The sequence below is a fragment of the Bacillus sp. FDAARGOS_527 genome, assembly GCF_003812125.1.
GTDB lineage: Bacteria > Bacillota > Bacilli > Bacillales > Bacillaceae_G > Bacillus_A > Bacillus_A paranthracis.
This window is the reverse complement of record NZ_CP033795.1, coordinates 3541291-3557104: the sequence shown is the minus strand read 5'-3', so window position 1 is coordinate 3557104 and position 15814 is coordinate 3541291. Positions and strand designations below refer to the sequence as shown.

14 protein-coding genes and 1 other annotated feature are annotated in these 15814 nt (G+C 37.5%); all 14 genes read left to right on the top strand.

Annotated elements, in window-relative coordinates:
• The 14 genes from hemC to mreB all read left to right on the top strand — a co-directional run bounded on the left by hemC (position 1) and on the right by mreB (position 15803).
• Positions 1 to 930, top strand: a complete 930-nt coding sequence (gene hemC, locus EGX95_RS21090) for a hydroxymethylbilane synthase (RefSeq protein ID WP_001226410.1) — start codon at positions 1 to 3, stop codon at positions 928 to 930.
• 2 nt (positions 931 to 932) lie between these two features.
• Positions 933 to 1685 carry a uroporphyrinogen-III synthase gene (gene hemD, locus EGX95_RS21085; protein ID WP_000992370.1) on the top strand — a complete coding sequence of 251 codons (753 nt, stop codon included), beginning with the start codon at positions 933 to 935 and terminating at the stop codon, positions 1683 to 1685.
• A gap of 20 nt (positions 1686 to 1705) precedes the next feature.
• Positions 1706 to 2695 (top strand): porphobilinogen synthase, encoded by a 990-nt coding sequence (gene hemB / locus EGX95_RS21080; protein WP_001087058.1) that lies wholly within the window; start codon positions 1706 to 1708, stop codon positions 2693 to 2695.
• Complete coding sequence (gene hemL, locus EGX95_RS21075) at positions 2695 to 3984, top strand: glutamate-1-semialdehyde 2,1-aminomutase (RefSeq protein ID WP_000712928.1); 1290 nt, start codon at positions 2695 to 2697, stop codon at positions 3982 to 3984. The genes hemB and hemL overlap by 1 nt, the downstream gene beginning before the upstream one ends.
• A 79-nt stretch (positions 3985 to 4063) precedes the next feature.
• Complete coding sequence (gene spoVID / locus EGX95_RS21070; RefSeq protein WP_001973756.1) at positions 4064 to 5077, top strand: stage VI sporulation protein D; 1014 nt, start codon at positions 4064 to 4066, stop codon at positions 5075 to 5077.
• A gap of 62 nt (positions 5078 to 5139) precedes the next feature.
• Complete coding sequence (ysxE, locus tag EGX95_RS21065) at positions 5140 to 6165, top strand: spore coat protein YsxE (protein WP_000367001.1); 1026 nt, start codon at positions 5140 to 5142, stop codon at positions 6163 to 6165.
• A gap of 486 nt (positions 6166 to 6651) precedes the next feature.
• The gene (locus EGX95_RS21060; protein WP_000721399.1) at positions 6652 to 7074 is read left to right on the top strand and encodes a hypothetical protein; all 423 of its coding nucleotides are present in this window, start codon (positions 6652 to 6654) and stop codon (positions 7072 to 7074) included.
• Positions 7075 to 7144: 70 nt separating this feature from the next.
• The gene (locus EGX95_RS21055; RefSeq protein WP_001206774.1) at positions 7145 to 7552 is read left to right on the top strand and encodes a hypothetical protein; all 408 of its coding nucleotides are present in this window, start codon (positions 7145 to 7147) and stop codon (positions 7550 to 7552) included.
• 113 nt (positions 7553 to 7665) lie between these two features.
• Positions 7666 to 7898: a binding site (T-box leader), on the top strand.
• A 38-nt stretch (positions 7899 to 7936) separates the two neighbouring features.
• Positions 7937 to 10582: a valine--tRNA ligase gene (locus tag EGX95_RS21050; RefSeq protein ID WP_000072232.1), complete on the top strand. Its 2646-nt coding sequence runs from the start codon at positions 7937 to 7939 to the stop codon at positions 10580 to 10582.
• A 93-nt stretch (positions 10583 to 10675) separates the two neighbouring features.
• Positions 10676 to 11977, top strand: coding sequence for a bifunctional folylpolyglutamate synthase/dihydrofolate synthase (locus EGX95_RS21045; RefSeq protein ID WP_000582085.1), 1302 nt, complete (start codon positions 10676 to 10678; stop codon positions 11975 to 11977).
• A 165-nt stretch (positions 11978 to 12142) separates the two neighbouring features.
• Positions 12143 to 13105 (top strand): hypothetical protein, encoded by a 963-nt coding sequence (locus EGX95_RS21040; protein WP_000360988.1) that lies wholly within the window; start codon positions 12143 to 12145, stop codon positions 13103 to 13105.
• 221 nt (positions 13106 to 13326) lie between these two features.
• Positions 13327 to 13902 carry a Maf family protein gene (locus EGX95_RS21030; protein WP_001226287.1) on the top strand — a complete coding sequence of 192 codons (576 nt, stop codon included), beginning with the start codon at positions 13327 to 13329 and terminating at the stop codon, positions 13900 to 13902.
• A 46-nt stretch (positions 13903 to 13948) separates the two neighbouring features.
• The gene (radC, locus tag EGX95_RS21025) at positions 13949 to 14626 is read left to right on the top strand and encodes a DNA repair protein RadC (RefSeq protein ID WP_001013367.1); all 678 of its coding nucleotides are present in this window, start codon (positions 13949 to 13951) and stop codon (positions 14624 to 14626) included.
• Between the two features lie 157 nt (positions 14627 to 14783).
• Positions 14784 to 15803 (top strand): cell shape-determining protein MreB, encoded by a 1020-nt coding sequence (gene mreB, locus EGX95_RS21020; RefSeq protein ID WP_000466737.1) that lies wholly within the window; start codon positions 14784 to 14786, stop codon positions 15801 to 15803.
• The last annotated feature ends 11 nt before the right edge of the window (positions 15804 to 15814 follow it).

Below are 15814 nucleotides of genomic sequence, written 5' to 3'. Positions count from 1 at the left end.
ATGCGCAAAATTATTGTAGGGTCACGAAAGAGTAAATTAGCATTAACGCAAACAAACTGGTTTATTGATCAGTTAAAAGCGCTAGGTTTACCATATGAATTTGAAGTGAAAGAAATCGTCACAAAAGGCGATGTAATTTTAGATGTTACTCTTTCAAAAGTAGGTGGCAAAGGCTTGTTTGTGAAAGAGATTGAACATGCGCTACTTACGAAAGAAATTGATATGGCTGTACATAGTATGAAAGATATGCCGGCCGTACTTCCAGAAGGATTAATGATTGGTTGTACACCAAAGCGTGTTGACCCTCGTGATGCTTTTATCTCAAAAAACGGAGCGTCGTTTAAAGAGTTAGCAGAAGGCGCTATTTTAGGTACGAGTAGTTTAAGACGTAGTGCACAGCTACTCGCTGCGAGACCAGACTTACAAGTGAAGTGGATTCGTGGAAATATCGATACACGTTTACGCAAATTAAAAGAAGAAGATTACGATGCAATTATTTTAGCGACAGCGGGATTACAAAGAATGGGCTGGGATAATGAAGTTATTACAGAACATTTAGATGAGACGTTATGTGTACCTGCTGTAGGACAAGGTGCATTAGCGATTGAGTGTCGTGAGGATGATAAAGATTTACTGCAGTTGTTAGCTCATATGAATGATGGAGTAACAGAAAAAACAGTGGCAGCAGAACGCGTATTTCTTCATAAACTTGAAGGGGGATGCCAAGTTCCGATCGCTGGATATGCAACTCTTACGGAAAACGATGCAATCGAATTAACAGCTCTTGTCGGGTCTATGGACGGTTCTGTTTTATTGAAAGAGAAAGTAGTAGGAACTGATCCAGAGAAAGTAGGATTAGAGGCTGCGGACCGTTTAATTAACCAAGGCGCAAAAGAACTCATTCTTGCTGCAAATAAGGAGCAACAATAAGTATGAACGCTCTCGCTGGCAAAACGGTATTGGTTACGCGTGCCCAGCATCAAGCAAAACAAATGAGTGTAGCGGTGAAAGAAAAGAGCGGAATTCCATTGGAAATTCCGCTTTTGCGTATGGAAGGTATGTCTCATAGGCAAATTCAACATATAGCAGGGCAGTTACATTCGTATGACTGGGTTATTTTTACGAGTAAAAATGGGGTAGCTTTTTTTCTAGATCGTTTGAGACAGAAGCTACCTGTAACGACTAAAATTGCTGCAGTAGGTGTGAAAACAAAGTTAGAGTTAGAAAAGCGAGGCTATCGAGTGGATTTTGTTCCAACTTCATTTGTTGCAGAAGTATTTGCAGAAGAGTTTGTAAAAAGATTAAGTGGAAACGAACGTATTTTATTTCCGAAAGGGAATTTAGCAAGAGACGTAATTCCAGTTGCGCTTCGTGAAATGGGTGTTTCTCTAGATGAGCTTATCGTATATGGTACGAAAGAAAATGTAGAGAAAAGGCAAGAGCTTATAGAAGCGTTAGAAGTAGGGAAAGTAGACATTATTACATTTACGAGCCCTTCCACTGTTACGAGTTTTGTTCGTTTACTTGAGGATACAAACTGGAGAGAATGGACAAAAAAATGTACAATTGCTTGTATAGGGCCTATTACGGAAAAAGAGGCGAGCCTTTATTTTTCGCATATTATTATGCCGAAAGAGTACACTGTAGAAGCATTACTACAATGTGTTTGTGAATCTATAAAATAAAAGAATGGGGATAGAAATCTATGAACTCTTTACAATTTAATCGTCATCGTCGCTTAAGACAAAGTGGAGGCATGCGTGCGCTTGTGCGTGAAACGTTTTTACATACGGAAGATTTTATTTACCCTATTTTTGTATTAGAAGGAGAGAATGTTCGTAATGAAGTGCCTTCTATGCCAGGCGTATATCAAATATCTTTAGATTTATTGCAAGCTGAAATGCAAGAAGTTGTTGATTTAGGTATTCGTTCTGTTATTGTATTTGGTTTACCTGCTGAAAAAGATGAAGTTGGATCATCAGCATATTGTGATCATGGAATTGTGCAACGTGCGATTCAGCAAATTAAAGGTGAATTCCCTGATCTAGTAGTAGTTGCGGATACATGTTTATGTCAATTCACAAGCCATGGTCATTGCGGTGTAATTGAAGATGGTATTATTTTAAATGACGAGTCTCTTGCAGTTCTTGCAAAAACAGCTGTAAGCCAAGCGAAAGCAGGAGCGGACATTATTGCGCCATCAAACATGATGGACGGATTCGTAACAGCAATTCGCCACGCATTAGATGAAAATGGTTTTGGACATGTACCAGTTATGTCGTACGCTGTTAAATATTCATCAGCATTTTACGGACCATTCCGTGATGCGGCGCATGGTGCACCGCAATTTGGTGATCGTAAAACATATCAAATGGACCCAGCGAACCGCATGGAAGCATTCCGTGAAGCAGAATCAGATGTAATGGAAGGGGCAGATTTCTTAATTGTAAAGCCAGCTCTTTCTTACTTAGATATCGTTCGTGATGTGAAAAATAACTTTAATTTACCAGTCGTTGCTTATAACGTAAGCGGTGAATATTCAATGATTAAAGCGGCAGCGCAAAATGGCTGGATTAATGAAAAAGAAGTTGTACTTGAAAAATTAATTAGTATGAAACGCGCAGGAGCAGATTTAATTATTACGTATCATGCGAAAGATGCAGCAAGATGGTTACAAGAAGGAGGTGCTAAATAATGAAAAAGTTTGATAAGTCGATTGCAGCGTTTGAAGAGGCTCAAGATTTAATGCCTGGTGGCGTAAATAGCCCAGTTCGTGCTTTTAAGTCTGTCGGTATGAATCCGTTGTTTATGGAGCGTGGAAAAGGCTCTAAAGTATATGATATCGATGGAAATGAATACATCGATTACGTATTATCATGGGGTCCTTTAATTCATGGTCATGCAAATGATCGTGTTGTTGAGGCTTTAAAAGCTGTTGCTGAAAGAGGTACAAGCTTCGGTGCCCCAACGGAAATTGAAAATAAATTAGCGAAACTTGTTATTGAGCGTGTACCATCAATTGAGATTGTACGTATGGTTAACTCTGGAACAGAAGCAACAATGAGTGCACTACGTTTAGCTCGTGGTTATACAGGCCGTAACAAAATTTTGAAATTTATCGGTTGTTATCACGGTCATGGTGACTCGTTATTAATTAAAGCGGGTTCTGGGGTAGCAACGCTAGGTTTACCAGATAGCCCTGGTGTACCAGAAGGTGTAGCGAAAAATACGATTACAGTAGCGTATAACGATTTAGAAAGTGTGAAATACGCTTTCGAACAATTCGGTGATGATATTGCTTGTGTCATTGTAGAACCAGTAGCAGGGAATATGGGTGTTGTTCCTCCGCAACCAGGATTTTTAGAAGGTCTTCGTGAAGTAACAGAGCAAAATGGTGCATTGCTTATTTTTGATGAAGTAATGACAGGATTCCGTGTTGCTTATAATTGCGGACAAGGTTATTACGGTGTAACACCTGATTTAACTTGTTTAGGTAAAGTAATCGGTGGTGGATTACCGGTAGGAGCATACGGTGGTAAAGCAGAAATTATGCGCCAAGTTGCACCGAGCGGACCAATTTATCAAGCGGGTACTTTATCAGGTAACCCACTAGCAATGGCAGCAGGTTATGAAACGTTAGTACAGTTAACGCCAGAATCGTATGTAGAATTCGAGCGTAAAGCTGAAATGTTAGAAGCTGGTTTACGTAAAGCGGCTGAAAAACATGGCATTCCGCATCATATTAACCGTGCGGGTTCTATGATTGGTATCTTCTTTACAGACGAACCAGTTATTAATTACGATGCAGCAAAATCTTCAAACTTAGAATTCTTTGCAGCTTACTATCGTGAAATGGTAGAACAAGGTGTATTCTTGCCACCATCTCAATTCGAAGGTTTATTCTTATCGACAGCACATAGTGATGCAGATATTGAAGCGACGATTGCAGCGGCTGAAATTGCCATGTCAAAATTAAAAGCTTAATTGAATAAAGAAAATCGCTCTCCGTAAGGGGGGCGATTTTTTTTATTCATAAAGTCAGCTTTCCGTACATAAATCTGTAATGACATATAGTTTGGGAGGGGGAAAAGAAGTGGCAACAGATCATTCATTACGTTTTTCATTAAAAGAATCTGTTTGGTTCCAAAAAGGACAGGAAGTCGAAGAACTTTTGTCAATTTCGTTAGATCCAGACGTTGAGATAGAAGAGCTTGATCATGAGGTAATTGTGAGAGGGCAATTAGATTTAACGGGAGAGTATGTTGCAAGGCAAGATGATTCAGCTTATTCATTAAGAGATTTATCGCCAGCGAAGTCAATAGATTATGTAGAAACGAGAGAAGATGGGGTTAATGAACTTGTTCATTCCTTTCCGCTTGAAATATCAATCCCGAGAAACCGTGTGAAAGTAATTGAAGAACTATATGTATCTATCGAGGAATTTGATTATGAACTAAAGGAAAATGGTTGCTTACAATTATTAGCGGATATATCTATTACAGGTTTATGTGATGAAGAACGAATCGAGGATGAAGAGGAAGAGGAAGAAACGGCGTATGCTGAGTTGGAAGTTGATTCAGCGCAAGAGGATGAAAATAGACCGACGCCGCAAGTAGAAGAACCAGCTTATAAGGAATCAGATGAGTGGGAAGATTACGCGTTTGAACCGTTCCAACTAGAAGAAAGAAAAGAGCAGGAAGTAGAAGAAGAGGAAATAGAAGAACATGAATTTGTAGAGCGTGAAGAGGAGAAAGAAACAACGCCGCAATTTGAATTGTTCGGACGAAAAGATTTCAAGAAAGAAAAAGCGAAAAAACAAGAAGAGCAAGAAGAAGAAACGTATTCACAGCGAGATGAAAATGCGCTTTATTTAACGAAATTATTTACGAAAGAACCGGAAGAAGAATTTACAAAGTTAAGAATGTATTTCGTGCAAGAAGGAGATACGATTGAATCTGTTGCAGAACGTTATGAAACATCTGTACAAAACTTATACCGTGTCAATCAAACAGAAGATATATATTTAACTACAGGACAAATTATTTATATTCCTGTTTCAAGAGCAAAAGCGAAATAAGTGAGTGTTTTCACTCACTTATTTTTCTAAAGGCTATGTTTTGAATAGAAAGGGTTATTCGTATGGATATGGAATTACGAAATCGCTATGAACCCATTGTAAGGCAATATAGATTGGATACACAGCATATGGAAGAACACGGAAGCGTGACGAAAATTTATACGAATCAAGGTCCATATGCGCTCAAGAAAATAGAAGGCAGGAAGTTAGAGCGGAATAACTTTTTGCATCATATTCAATATTTAAAGGAGAAAGGCTTTTCAAATTATGTACCTATATATCATGCGACGGACGGAAATTATATTTTAAGTGACGGTACGTATAATTATTATTTAATGCCTTGGTTAGAGCGTGCGGAAGGGAACGGCGAGGATAATGATCAATACCATAAAATGTTTCAGACTCTCGGAACGTTGCATCAAAAAACGGTAAAAGAAGAAACGTATACAGAAGAGGATTTAGAAAAACATTATACAAATATATCCGATCGCTGGGAAAGTGATGGAGAGATGTTAGAAGAGTTTCTTGTAGAATCTGAAGCGAAGTGGTATATGTCTCCGTTTGAATTGCAATATTGTACGTACTATCATCATGTAATGAGGGCGCGTGAGTTTGCAACGAAGCAATTAAATGAGTGGAACGATGCAATGAAAGAAAAAGAAACAACGCGCATTACTTTTGTACATGGTAACGTATCGCTTAATCATTTTTTATTTGATTATGAACGGAATGGCTATTTTATTAGTTTAGAAAAATCGAAGTTTGCAACACCTGTGCAAGATATTGTAGGCTTTTATTCTCGGTCTTTAAACACATATCCAATTGCGCGAAGTGATCGGTTTGAATGGTATCAAATGTATCAAAAAAATTTCCCTTTTACGAAAGAAGAGCAACTACTCATGTTTGCGTATATGACGTATCCATCGCAATTTATTCGGCAAATCCAGTCTTATAAGAAAAGAAGAGAGCGGCGTAATGAGGAAAATGAACTTCTCGGAGTAAAGAGTTTGCAACAAGCGCATTGGCTCGTTAGTAATATAGAATATTTTCTTTCGCAATTACAAGCTGCCCAGCAAGGGAACGGATAAAACGGTAAGTAGAGGGTGCTTTAATTTATTAAAGAATATTTCGAAAAAATATGTAATACAAAGAAGATGATTTCTGTTGAGGCGGAAGTCATCTTCTTTGTATTGGGTTGATATCTATAGTGATTTACAGTTTTTCATTTTCTAATTGTGTAAAGGACTTGCAAGGATTTGGATGTGGATTATCATCGAAATATAAAAGCATCTGGCAATTTAATTAATGCTGAAAGAGTCGTTTATATTACTGGAATGTTTTTGTTTTTTTATATGATGATTAATAGTTATATTCATCTACTTTAGGAGAGGGATACGGTGGGAGAAACAATCCGAAATAAGAGGGATTTCTAACGCCGTTATGGTTGTATTTAAAGATAAGGTAATTTTTAGAATTTTTTGTATTTGTTTTCAAAAAAAGAAGGAGAAATGGTTTTTTTTTTTGTAGAATTTACCACGTGTAATAAAAACATTTTATAAGGAGTTGCTTTTATTGTGAAAAAAATCAAAAAACCTATACTCGTTTTATCAGCTGCTACTATGTTTTCATTGGTTGTTATACCGTCTACTAACACTTTTGCTGCAACAGCATCTGTTCCGAAAAAAATTGAACAGACTCCGGTGAATTCGTCTTATCAAGTTTATAATAGTCAAGGTGATTATACAGCTCATGGGGTCAAGCTTAAATCTATTTCTGTTGCTTTTAGAAGCGGTGGATGGTTACTGGAACAAATCATAAAACCTTTTAGTAAAGCAAACGCGAGTATAATTCGTTCCAAATCTAAAGCCATTGCAGATAAGTTAGATGAAATTACAGAAGTATCAATATTAGTAGTAGCAAGTGGGCTTAGATCCGTTGGCTTACCTGATGATGTAGCTAAAGCTTTGGCTAAAATTATAGTAGCGTTTGTGTTATAAAACATAATGTTTCCCGTATCTTAATTAAAGTACGGGGAACATTATGTTTTTATTTATAAGGGGGAGTATAATGCGAGAAATATTTAGTTTTGCTAGTGTTGCTTTTATTATTATTTGTTTTTATATAGTTAGTGTCTCTTTTTTTATCTATTTATTGAGTTTAATATCATTTTTAGGCATACGTATATTGGAGTGGAAATCGATTGTATTTTTTTCGCTTGGAACTTTTTTTTGGATGATTCCATATGAGGTAATATCACTACTACATAGTATTCGTGTTAGAAATAAAGCGATATTAAATCTTTTGGTTGCGTTATTAAATGTAATTTTATTTTCTTATTTTATTATTTGGTTAGATACAAAGATAAAAGGAATTTTATTCTCTAGTCAAGGATTGGTTGTATATATAATATTTATCATTATATTTTTAATAGGGATTCAAAAAAAGGGGGAACAGTTAGAGAAAAATGATAAATAACAAATCTGTATTTTTTAACAAGTCTATAAAGAGATAAAAGTCGTAGTTTCAAATTTATCTTGACGAATAAGGTTTCGTTTTTTACACTATTGTATATAATAATTAACAATCATATAAATGCCTTGAAGGGGAAGAGTATAACAAGAAACGTCTTCAGAGAGGAGAATCATTAGCTGGGAGATTCTCTAGATAGTTATGTTAGAAGGTAGCCCTGGAGCATCTTTTCTGAACGGAATAGTTCTCATTAGGAAAAGACGGATTTGTCCGTTATCAAATTAAGAGTATAAGCAAATTCCTGAATTTGTTTGTAAATAAAGGTGGTACCGCGATGTCCCTCGTCCTTTTTTGGATGAGGGGCATTTTTTATTTTAAGGAGGGAAAATAATGTCAAACACGGAAAAGAATTTACCAACTAAATATGATCATATGTCCGTTGAAGAAGGCCTTTATCAGTGGTGGTTAGAAGGCAAATATTTTGAAGCAACAGGAGACGAGAAGAAACAACCGTATACAATTGTAATTCCACCTCCGAACGTAACTGGTAAGTTACACTTAGGTCATGCTTGGGATACAACTCTTCAAGATATTTTAACTCGTACGAAGCGTATGCAAGGTTACGATGTATTGTGGCTTCCAGGAATGGACCATGCGGGTATCGCAACACAAGCAAAAGTAGAAGGGAAACTTCGTGAAGAAGGTATTTCACGTTACGATCTTGGCCGTGAGAAATTCCTTGAAAAGGCTTGGGAATGGAAAGAAGAATACGCTTCTCACATTCGTCAACAATGGGGGAAAGTTGGTTTAGGACTAGACTATTCTCGCGAACGTTTCACATTAGACGAAGGTTTATCTGATGCGGTTAATAAAGTATTCGTTCAATTATACGAAAAAGGCTTAATTTACCGCGGTGAATATATTATCAACTGGGACCCGGCAACACGCACAGCTCTTTCTGATATTGAAGTAATTCATAAAGAAGTTCAAGGTGCATTCTACCATATGAACTATCCGTTAACAGATGGATCTGGCCACATTCGTCTTGCAACAACTCGTCCAGAAACGATGCTTGGTGATACAGCGGTAGCAGTTCATCCAGAAGACGATCGTTACAAGCATTTAATCGGAAAAACAGTTACACTTCCAATCGTAGGCCGTGAGATTCCGATTATTGCTGATGAGTATGTAGAAAAAGATTTCGGAACAGGTGTTGTAAAAATTACGCCAGCTCATGACCCGAATGACTTTGAAGTAGGTAACCGTCATGACTTACCACGTATCTTAGTAATGAACGAAGATGGAACGATGAACGAAAAAGCTGGTAAGTATAACGGTATGGATCGTTTCGAGTGCCGTAAAGCGTTAGTAAAAGATTTACAAGAAGTGGGCGTATTAGTAGAAATCGAGCCTCATATGCATTCAGTAGGTCATAGTGAGCGTAGTGGTGCAGTTGTTGAGCCTTACTTATCAACACAATGGTTCGTAAAAATGGCTCCACTTGCTGAGAAGGCAGTAGCGCTTCAGCAAAAAGAAGAAGAGAAAGTAACGTTCGTACCAGAGCGTTTCGAAAACACATATTTACGTTGGATGGAAAATATTCACGACTGGTGTATTTCTCGTCAATTATGGTGGGGACACCGTATTCCAGCTTGGTATCATAAAGAAACTGGTGAAGTATACGTAGGTACAGAAGCACCAGCAGATATTGAAAACTGGAATCAAGATAACGACGTACTTGATACATGGTTCAGTTCAGCACTATGGCCATTCTCAACACTTGGTTGGCCAAATGAAGATGCAGCAGACTTCAAGCGTTACTATTCAACAGATGCACTAGTAACTGGTTATGACATCATCTTCTTCTGGGTATCTCGTATGATTTTCCAAGGTTTAGAGTTTACAGGCGAGCGTCCATTTAAAGATGTATTAATTCACGGTTTAGTTCGTGATGAGCAAGGACGTAAAATGAGTAAATCTCTTGGTAACGGTATTGACCCAATGGAAGTTATCGAGAAGTACGGTGCAGATGCAATGCGTTTCTTCTTATCAACGGGAAGTGCACCAGGTCAAGATTTACGCTTCAGCATGGAGAAAGTAGAATCTACTTGGAACTTCATTAATAAAATTTGGAATGCATCACGTTTCGTATTAATGAACATGGATGACATGAAATATGAAGAAATCGATTTAACTGGTGAAAAATCAGTTGCAGATAAGTGGATTTTAACTCGCTTAAATGAAACAATCGAAAGCGTAACACGTAACATGGATAAATATGAGTTCGGTGAAGCTGGTCGCTCATTATACAACTTTATTTGGGATGATTTCTGTGACTGGTACATTGAAATGGCGAAACTTCCTCTATACGGTGAAGATGAAGCAGCTAAGAAAACAACTCGTTCTATTTTAGCTTACGTATTAGACCAAACAATGCGTCTATTACACCCATTCATGCCATTCGTAACAGAGAAGATTTGGCAACATTTACCGCACGAAGGCGAATCTATTACAGTAGCAGCGTGGCCAACAGTTCGCGAAGATTTACAAGATACAGAAGCTGCAGCAGAAATGCACCTTCTAGTTGATATCATTCGCTCTGTTCGTAACATTCGTGCAGAAGTTAATACGCCAATGAGCAAAAAAGTTCAAATGCAAATTAAAGCAAAAGACGAGGCTGTACTTGCTCAACTTACGAAAAACAGCTCTTACATTGAGCGTTTCTGTAACCCAAGCGAATTAACAATTCAAACGGACTTACAAGCGCCAGAAAAAGCAATGACTGCAATCGTAACAGGTGCAGAGTTATTCTTACCGTTAGCTGATCTTATCAATCTTGATGAAGAGAGAGCACGTCTTGAGAAAGAGCTTGAGAAGTTCGATAAAGAAGTAGAACGTGTACAGAAGAAACTTTCAAACCAAGGTTTCGTAGCGAAAGCTCCTGCAGCAGTTATTGAAGGAGAGCGTGCGAAAGAGCAAGATTACCTAGAAAAACGCGAAGCAGTTCGTCAACGTCTAGCGGATCTTGAGAAATAAAAATGTTTTTTAGAGACTCACTATATTGGTGAGTCTCTTTTCTTTGCGTATAATAGAATGATGAAGGTTGTTTTTTGAAAGGGGAAAGCATACGTGATACATACATACGAAGAAGCGATAGGGTGGATTCATAGCCGATTGAAGTTTGGTATTAAACCAGGATTAGAAAGAATGAGATGGATGCTAGAAGAACTCGGAAATCCAGAACGTCACATAAAATGTGTTCATCTTGCTGGTACAAATGGAAAAGGTTCAACGTTAACATATATGCGCTACATGTTAGAAAATGCAAAATATAAGGTAGGAACATTTACCTCCCCTTATATTGAAACATTTAACGAGCGTATTAGTGTGAATGGAACGCCAATTGCAGATGAAGAGATTACTGAACTTGTAAAGATGGTAAAGCCAGTCGTTGAAAAACTAGATGAGACGGATTTAGGGGAAGCGACTGAGTTTGAAATTATTACTGTTATGGCAATTTGTTATTTCGGTAAAGTTAATTTCTGTGATGTTGTTTTATTTGAAACAGGGCTTGGAGGGCGCTTTGATTCTACGAATGTGATTCATCCAGTTCTCACGATTATTACGAATATCGGTCACGATCATATGCATATTTTAGGTAATACATTAGGAGAAATTGCATATGAAAAGGCGGGGATTATTAAATCTGGTGTTCCGGTTATTACTGGTGTGCAAGATGAGGAAGCGTTGCAAGTCATTCAAAAAGTTGCAAAGGAAAATCAGGCAAACTTATACGAGATGGGCAACCATTTTACATCGTTACATAAACAGTCTAGTGAAGATGGAGAACAGTTCGATTTCACTTGTCCTTTCGCCTCTTTTGAAGATGTGCGAATCACAATGAAAGGCAGCCATCAAGTAGGAAACGCAGCACTTGCACTTATGGCAGTCATGTATGTAAAAATATACTTATCATTTTTAATTGAGGAAGAAGAAATAAGAACTGGATTACAGGAAGCGTATTGGGTGGGGCGCTTTGAAAAACTGCAAAGTAATCCGGATATTATTATAGATGGTGCTCATAACCCAGAAGGTATTGAAAGTCTTGTGAAAACGGTAGAATCACATTACAAAGATAAAAATGTAATAGTTTTATTTACTGCCCTTGGTGATAAACAATTGCACAATATGGTAGGTCAATTAGAAAGCATCGCCGATGAAATTATTTTTACAACATTCGCCTTTGATCGTGCTATTTCAGCAGGCGAGCTTGCATCGTATGCAAAGGAAGAGTCAAAATTAGTTTTTGACAATTGGAAAGAGGCAATTGATACGAAGGTTGAAATGCTTGGAGAAAATGATGTTTTTATCATAACAGGTTCTCTTTATTTCATTTCGGAAGTTCGAAAATATATTCGCGAAAAAAACTAGATAGTCTTTGCTATCTAGTTTTTTTGTTCTACAAATGAAGTCAAATGCATACATATAAGATAAATATATAGGGTTATTTGGCGAATTCCTCTGACAAATATCTCGTTTTTTTGTGAAATGAATATGATATGATGCGGACAACGATAAGAGGTGAGGTGTGAGTGTATGGACAAGCAATCACGAACGATCTCAGTGAAAGTGAATGGAACAGAAGCGAAGTATGAGGAGAAGAAGAAAGATGAATTTGACTGGATGGTAGTAGAAAGTGAAAGGCCAAAAAACGTTGTTCCGTTTCAAAAATCGAAAGTAGCGTCTACGGAAAAAAATCGAAAGAAGTGGAGCAATACGTTAATTGCAATCGTTGCAACTGCAATTATTATTGGTACGGCGTTTGGGATGGGGATGCTACAGTTACTGAAAGGACAAGGTGCCACAGGAGGAAGCGAAGTAACAGCTTCGAAGCAGATGCGAAAGGAAGAATCAAAGGTGGGTGGAACGGCAGAACAAACACCAGCACCAAAAGAGGAAAAAACAAAAGCACAGACAGGAACGTCATTAGATCCAATGAAATTATTTTTTGTTCAAGGAGGAATCTATTCTTCTGAAGAAAAGGGACAGGCCGCTCTTGAAGAGTGGAAAGGTAATGGAGGTGTAGCAGCCTTAAAACCGAGCGGTGATAAGTATGCATTAGTTGTTGGTATTGCTAGCGATGAACAAGGCATAAACCAATTAATGACGCAGTATAAAAATGATAATGTCTCCGTATTGAAAAAGGACTGGGATATAACAGATAAAGCGTTACTGAAAGATGATAAAGAAGTTGGGGCGTTTTTAACAAAAGTACAGCCATTATATACTCATTTAGCAAAATATGCTTCTAGCGTACAAGCTAGTGAAAAAAGTAATGCAAAAGATATAAGTGCGATCGAAAAAGAGTGGAAAGCGATTGAAAAAGAAGGGAAAAGTATGAAGCAGGAGGAAGCAAAGAAATTGTATATGTACACTTCAGTAGCTGTGCAAACAGTGAAGGACGGCAAAGGTGATAAGGAGTCTTTGGCGAAATTAAATCAAGTTATCATTGATGGTATACTTTCATACGAAAAAATTGTTTCACAAAAGGTGAAATAATAGGATAATGAAATGACGAAGGAAGAAGTGTAGAGGCTTCTTTCTTTTCTTTTGAATTTAGAGTAAAGTGCTTTCTCTATGACAGGAATATAATCGTGTTTTAGTAAGGAAGTATTATTTTGTTTAGAGAAAATAATATTTCTTTTATTTGTGGACAAACTATTCCTTTGATACGATTGATATAAATGATTCTGCTTCATGTGAGAAAGGAAGGAGAAAATATGAGAAAAATTATTTTAGCTTCAGGATCACCTCGCAGGAAGGAATTGCTTGAGTTAGCGAGTGTACCATTTGAAATTATTGTAAGTGAAGTAGAAGAAACGATTGGTGCGTATTCATCACCTTCTGATATTGTTATGTCCCTCGCCCTGCAAAAAGCATCTGCGGTAGCAGAATATAACAGTGATCATATTGTGTTAGGTGCAGATACAATTGTTACATATGAATCGCGTATTCTTGGAAAGCCATCTAATGAGGCTGAGGCGAAAGAAATGTTGCAATTGTTATCAGGGAAAACACATGAAGTGTATACAGGTGTTGCAATTATAGCAAAAGACAAAACAGTCACTTTTTACGAGCGTACAGAAGTTACGTTTTGGGAATTAACAGAAGAGGAAATTGACGCATACATTGCATCAAAAGAGCCTTTGGATAAAGCAGGAAGTTATGGGATTCAAGGTAAAGGGTCTATTTTTGTTCAACATATTCAAGGGGACTACTATAGTGTAGTTGGGTTACCAATTTCACGTCTTGTTCGGGAATTAAAACAATTTAATATTGATGTAACCCATGCGTAAAACTGCATGGGATTTTCTTTGAGAGAACAAATAAAGGGGTGGAGAAATGAACGGTATTCGTGATGTTGTCAAAGAAGAACAGCCACGGGAGCGTTTATTGTTAGAAGGGGCTGGAAGTTTATCCAATCGGGAGCTTCTTGCAGTGTTACTCAGAACAGGTTCTAAAGACGAAACAGTTTTAAAGTTATCGGATAAAATTTTGCATCATTTTGATGGTTTACGTATGTTGAAAGACGCAACGCTAGAAGAGTTAGTGAGTATACATGGTGTTGGAGTTGCGAAGGCATCACAGCTCATCGCTGCTTTTGAACTCGGTAGAAGAATGGTGCGTTTAGAATATCAAAATAGATACAGCATTCGAAGCCCGGAAGATTGCGCCAGATATATGATGGAAGAAATGCGCTTCCTGCAGCAGGAGCATTTTGTATGTCTCTATTTGAACACAAAGAATCAAGTTATACATAGGCAAACGATTTTTATTGGAAGTTTAAACTCTTCAATTGTACATCCCAGGGAAGTTTTTAAAGAAGCATTTCGCCGTGCAGCAGCCTCTATCATATGTCTTCATAACCATCCCTCAGGAGACCCTGCGCCGAGCCGAGAAGATATTGAAGTAACAAAACGCTTAGTAGAATGCGGCAGGATTATCGGAATTGAAGTGCTCGATCATATTATAATAGGTGACCATAAATTCGTGAGTTTAAAGGAAAAAGGTCATATTTAAGACTATGCTTTTTACTTATTTTGTTTTATAATGTGATTTATGAGTTTTTTGTAGAAAATTATCTACAAAAAGGATAAAGATATAAAAAACGTACTGTTTTTATAATATAAAGTAAGAAAAAATGAGTCCGTGAAAACAAGAAAGGAAGATAAATAATATGTTTGGATTTGGTGGCTTTACTCGCGATCTTGGAATAGACTTAGGAACTGCGAACACGCTTGTATATGTAAAGGGAAAAGGTGTAGTTTTACGTGAACCTTCAGTAGTAGCGTTACAAACTGATACGAAACAAATCGTTGCTGTAGGTAGCGATGCAAAACAAATGATTGGTCGTACACCAGGAAACGTTGTGGCACTTCGCCCGATGAAAGACGGTGTAATTGCTGATTACGAAACGACAGCAACAATGATGAAATATTACATTCAACAAGCTCAAAAATCAAATGGATTCTTCTCACGTAAGCCTTATGTAATGGTATGTGTACCATCTGGTATTACAGCTGTAGAAAGACGTGCAGTAATCGATGCGACTCGTCAAGCTGGTGCTCGTGATGCTTATCCTATCGAAGAACCATTTGCAGCAGCAATTGGTGCAAACTTACCTGTTTGGGAACCAACTGGTAGCATGGTTGTTGATATCGGTGGCGGTACAACAGAAGTTGCAATCATTTCTTTAGGTGGTATTGTAACAAGTCAATCAGTTCGTGTTGCTGGTGATGATATGGATGATTCAATCATTCAGTACATTAAGAAAAGCTACAACTTAATGATCGGTGAAAGAACAGCTGAAGCATTAAAATTAGAAATCGGTTCTGCAGGCGAGCCAGAAGGTATCGAGCCTATGGAAATTCGTGGTCGTGATTTAGTAAGTGGTTTACCAAAAACAGTACTAATTCAACCAGAAGAAATTGCAGATGCATTAAAAGATACAGTAGATGCCATTGTAGAATCTGTTAAAAATACGTTAGAGAAAACTCCACCAGAATTAGCGGCAGACATTATGGACCGTGGCATCGTATTAACAGGTGGCGGAGCATTACTACGTAATTTAGATAAAGTAATTAGTGAAGAAACAAATATGCCAGTTCTTGTTGCAGAAGATCCATTAGATTGCGTAGCAATTGGAACGGGTAAAGCATTAGACAATATCGATCTTTTCAAAACTGCTGCTCGATAATATTGCAAAAT